The 5,552-nt window shown below is 55.4% G+C and carries 2 protein-coding genes; both read left to right on the top strand.

Annotation, left to right across the window (positions count from 1 at the left end; all coding sequences use genetic code 11):
• The first annotated feature begins 392 nt into the window (after window positions 1-392).
• The gene (locus BM205_RS23835) at window positions 393-2,852 is read left to right on the top strand and encodes an AAA family ATPase (protein ID WP_092417334.1); all 2,460 of its coding nucleotides are present in this window, start codon (window positions 393-395) and stop codon (window positions 2,850-2,852) included.
• 787 nt (window positions 2,853-3,639) lie between these two features.
• Window positions 3,640-5,552: ESPR-type extended signal peptide-containing protein (locus BM205_RS23840; protein WP_256381774.1), on the top strand; the 1,913-nt coding region annotated here is incomplete at its 3' end.

Here is a 5,552-nt window from a genome sequence, read left to right on the forward strand (position 1 = left end):
TTTAACGCAGTTCGCAAAAACGCCAGGCTTCCAGGCCACGCGGGATTCGCGGGGAAAATGGTTGCATTAACGTGACGGAAAGTGATGCACTTTTGGAGTGATTTTTGAGTATTAGAAAGAGAACCAAGGAAAATTAGGTTGAGGAAACCGCTCTTTTTTGGTTTTACCCCGATTCTTCTACCTATCCTGTGCGATGCGGTGGCATTCAGTGCATTTGTGCGTGACGATCGAATGTATTAAGCGAAATTCCTCAAAACCCAGATTTGAAGTTATGGTTTTCACATAGGATGAATTTATATGGCATGAACATTGCTATTTGGCAATACGTCGATACATGGTGTTAAAAAATGTCATTACCCTGACAGATTTTATAACGCTAGTTTAGGAAAAATATGTCTATTGCGCGTTTGCATTTGTTAGGTACGTTCGAATTTTACAATGCTGAAACCAACCAAAAAATAAAACTTGCCTATACAAAGCTTGCTCTTCTGCTCGGATATCTTGCATTGGAACCTCGAGCGCATACTCGTGAATCAATTGTTGACTTGTTATGGCCAGAACTGTATGAGCATGATGGCAAAGCCAACTTGCGCCGTGCGCTGTTCAATCTGCAACAGGCGTTTGCGCGGGCCAGACTGGACAAATCGCTGCTCTATGCGGATCGCAGCATTGTCCGCCTTTCAACAGAGCGCTTTTGGGTCGATGCAGACGAATTCGAGAACTGGGAAAAGATCGACTGCATAAAATTAACCGATCGGCAACTTGCACTTTACAGGGGGCCGTTGCTGGACGGGATTTTTCCTGCCGGCGAGAGGCTTGCCAACTGGCTGCAGCTCAGGCGGGCGCGGTGCGAACAAAAAAATGTTTCAATGCTTGAGCATGCCATCGTTTTGCATTCAAATGCAGGCGAATTCGATGCCATGGAACGGCGGTGCCGACAGCTCATCTCGGCAGATTTCTTGAATGAACTGGCGCACTCCCGCCTCATGCACATGCACCTTGAGATGGGCAACCAGGTTGCGGCTCGCAATATATACGATGCTTACTGCAGCATGACCCAGCAGCACCTCGGGACTTCTCCTCCCCAAGAGATCACCTCGCTCTTTGAAAAATCGGCGTATCAATCGCTGCCGGCAATTCAGGCAGCAAGATCAAATCCTGTTTTGGGAAAATTTTCGGCACCCGGGACAAGGCGAGAATATCGATTGGTTTCCACCCTCTATGTCGAGCTGTTTCCCCTTGTCCATTGTGACCGGGAGGCATGGCTGCGCATGAGTACGGCGGCCATCGTGCGGTTGCGCGAATTGCTGTCGAAATATTGCGGCACCTTCCGGCAGCAATCGAATTCTGTCGTCATCGCCTATTTCGGCTATCCGGTTTCAAACGAATTCATAACCGAATGGTCCCTGGCCGCCGGATTGTCCATCCGTCAATGCATTGCGGAAGAGTTCCGTCATGTCGGCATCCGAAGCGCGGTCCATGCCGACATCATGATGACAGGTCCGGGATATACCTTGCCTGACATACTGGGGGAATGCACCACGATTGCGCGCAACCTGGCAGAGTCGGCGCCGATGGGGGCGCTGGTTGCATCGGCAGAGACCCAGCATGGAATTGCGTCGCTGTTTGACATGAAGTCCCTTGATGGCGCTCCGCATAAGGCAGTCGAGGTGCATGCGCTGCGCGAGCCCTGCAACGAAATGCGCGACGTCGCGCCCTCGCATCGCTGTACTTTCGTGGGCCGGGCGGATGAACTCAAGGCGCTGGACCTGGCGTGGACAAAGGCCACCGTCGACGGCGGGATATGTGTGCAGCTGAGCGGCGAAGCGGGGGTGGGCAAGTCTCGTTTGATACGGGAATTCCTTGTTGCAAAGAAAACACAGTTCGCCAATGCCCATTGCGCTTGTTTTCATATCGAAAACCTGCTGTCGCCATTACATCCCATCCTTGCATTGGTCCGCTCGCTTGGGGGAGCCTTGGGAAACACCGGATCCAGCGACAGTATCGGGCCGGCATCAGCCAATGTGCTTCCTGGAGCTGTCTCTGCAGATGACAATGGATCAAGCCTGCTATCCAATGTCCTGAATGCGCATGAAGAAAATATTCACGGATACCCGGTCTTCGAACGGGAAAAGCTGTTTTCCTCGCTGGTCGGCAGCCTGAAAAAAAATCACAAAGGGTCTCTTACCGTACTGGTGTTTGAAGATATCCAATGGGCGGATAAAGTTTCACTCGACTTCATCGCCTGGCTCAGGGAGAGGGAAAGGTCCTTGGGCATATTTTTGATAGTGACATGCCGGAAGCATCCCAAAATACCAGGGCCAGTCCTGAGCCCCGGCATTTTGGTGGATATACAGCCGCTTGGCATGGCTGAGGCGACCAGCATGGCGCTGCAGTTTCCCCAGTTTCTCGAAGCCTCGCCGACATGGCAATCGCACCTGCTTAAAATGGCCGACGGCATTCCACTATTCCTTGAAAAGCTGCTCCAGAATCCGAATCCTGAAGTTCATTTCACCTGTCCAAAGTCGTTGCGCAACCTCTTGATGGAGAGGATAGACATGCTTGGGGAGATACGCCAGGTGCTGTGCCATGCCTCATGCATAGGTTTCCAGTTCGGGCTGCATGTCCTGGCCGAAATCGAATCGGTCAGTATCCGCAAATGCCAGCAATTGATCCAGACGCTGGTCGCTTCAGGCTTGATTGAGAAGAAGCCTGAAGCGGGCCATTTCCAGTTTCGTTACAGGCTCGTGCGAGAGGTAGCGTATAGCATGTTAACGTTTGAAGAACGGCAACAGATACTTGCAAAGATCGCTCAGCCAAATGCGTTGCAAGCCGCGGCTGGCTATCGATGACGGCTTGCGTCATGTACGCGTCATATACGTCTCAATTAATCCCTCCTGGTGAAAAACCGATAGCAGCTGCAAAAAACGGCCACGCTGTTATCGATGAAAAATAGAGTTTCCATCAAGCTCATCCTGAATGACCCTCGTTCAAATGTTGTTTCCTGGCTGCAATTGCGACACAGATTGTTAAACATTGTTAAAAATATTAAAACGCCATCTGAATTTCCGTATTTTTCTCGGGTTATGGACGTTTTATGGATGATGGGTGGAGACACTGAAGGTAACAATTCGCAACAACTAAAACATTTCGGTTTCGTCCGGCGGCAGCGTTAAAACATCATCGTCAGTGAAATTCTTGCAACCCGATTGACGTATCGAAATCGGGATAACTAGGAGGGAACGATCAATGTATTTCTTTAATCACTGTTTCAAAAAAACGTATTCTTTTGCGTTTAATCGCTGCTCTGACGACAGATTTTTCTCCCCACCAGGCGCTGGTTGAATCGCCCTCGCGTGGTTCTAAGCCGCTTATCTCATCGTCGCAGCGATAGCTAGCCGGCCCCATTTTCAGACAGATTGTTCAGTTTTTCCGTGAGCCCCCGCTGGTTTTCAGCAGAGGCAGGGGACGGCTGTCGAAAAAAAAACCATCGGTGCTTCACCACGATAAGCAAGCCGATGCAAGACAAGTTTTTGTAAAAAATGTGCTCAATATACCGATCTCCGCGCCCAGAGCTTTTGCGCGCCAGCATGTCGAGCCCGTTGCTATTTCCCATATTCCCTAAACCAAGGAGATGTTATGAACAAGATTCACTGCAAGGTCTGGAGTCCCGCGCGGAACCAGTTCGTGGTCGCTTCGGAGATCGCCGCGTGCCCTCGTGGCGGCGCACCGGGACAAGGCGGCCGTCGCGCATTGTTGCGCAGCCGGAGCCCGGCGGTGTTCGCCGCGCTGGTGGCGTCCGGTTGGCTCGGATGGGCTTCGCTGGCGCAGGCGCAAGCGGTGGATTGCTCCGTGGCGCCTTACAACGTCTATAACAGCACCGCGTCGTGCATGGGTTTTCAGTCCGCGGCCAGCGGTACTGGAGCCACCGCGCTGGGATCGCTTGCGCACGCCAACGTGCTGGGCGCGCTGGCCGTGGGCTACAACTCTCTTTCCACCGGCCAGAACGGCATAGCCATGGGTTTCCAAGCCTATACCAACTCCATCAATGCCATTTATCTGGGGGCGCGTAGCGCTGCCGGCACCGGTGCGACCGCGGGTGGCGCGATTGGCATTGGCACCGATGTCACGGCTTCCGGTGCCAATGCCCTTGCCATGGGATCTCTTTCGGTCAGTGCCAGCACCAATAGCGTTGCTTTTGCCAACAGCAGCTCGGTGGATGCGAACTCGGTCAACAGCATCGCCATTGGTTATGTGACCAAGGTCGTCAACTCCAACAATGCCGTTGCTCTCGGCTCGGGCTCGCTTGTGAGTGGAGGAACCCACGGGACGGCCGTCGGCTGGCAAGCCTATGCGTCGGCCCTCAACGCAGTCTACCTGGGCGCCCGCACTGCCGGGACTGGTGCGTCGGCCGAGTCGGCCGTCGGCATCGGTACGGACGTAAGCGCATCGGGCATCTATTCCATCGGCATGGGTTTGGGAGCCAATGCGTCGGCTGCCGACGCCATAGCGATCGGTCGTGCATCGAAGGCGCAAGCGGCTTCTACCATCGCCTTTGGCGACAGCAGTACCGTCGCCGCCGCAGCCGGTACAGGCTCCATGGCCGGCGGCCATAATTCGCAGGTAACCGGCGGCACCGGCGCGGTAGCGTTGGGTGAAGGGCAGGTCGCCAATGGCAATGGTGCGGTGGCAATCGGCGATCCGAATGTGTCTTTTGGTACGGGCGCCGTCACGATGGGGGCGAACAACACCGCGGCAGGCAATGCGGGCGGGACTGTTGCAGCCAATGGCGCCGTCGCGATCGGCAACAGCAACAGCGCGATTGGACAGGGTTCTATCGCCTTGGGCAACGCGTCGACCGCTGCGGCCGCCGGCGGCATTGCACTCGGAGATACGGCGAATGCGGTGCTGGGCAACGGCGTGGCGATCGGCACCAATTCAAAAGCTAACAACGCCAATGATGTGGCGCTCGGAGCTGGCTCGACCACGGCGGCGCCGCACACGGGCGTCACCGCCCAGTTTGGCGGCACGGCGGCAGGCATTGCCAATGTCGCCAATGGCGTGGTGTCGGTCGGTGCGGCGGGTACCGAACGTCAGATCCAGAACGTCGCCGCAGGCGTGATTTCAGCCTCCAGCACCGATGCCATCAACGGTTCGCAGTTGAATACGGTCGTCACCGGCATCAATAACCTGGGCACGACCACAGCCAGCACCCTGGGCGGCGGCGCTGCCTATGATCCGGCGACCGGCAATGTTGCCGGCTTTAGCCAGCCGATCAATAGTGTTAGCGCTACCGGTGCAGTCACCGGGCCGACGGCGCAGACGACGGTCGCGGGGGCGTTGACGGCGCTCAATACCAATGTCGACAACACGGCCAATATCGCGGTCAAGTACGATGCGGTGGGCGGCAGCAAGATCACCCTGGGCGCGACCGGCGGCGCCGGCGCCGGTGCGCCGGTAACCATCACCAACCTGGCGCCGGCGGCGTTGAATGCCACCAGCACCGATGCCGTCAACGGCTCGCAGCTATACGCTCTTACCAGCGGCAAGAC

The organism is Collimonas sp. OK307, assembly GCF_900113705.1.
Lineage (GTDB): Bacteria > Pseudomonadota > Gammaproteobacteria > Burkholderiales > Burkholderiaceae_D > Collimonas.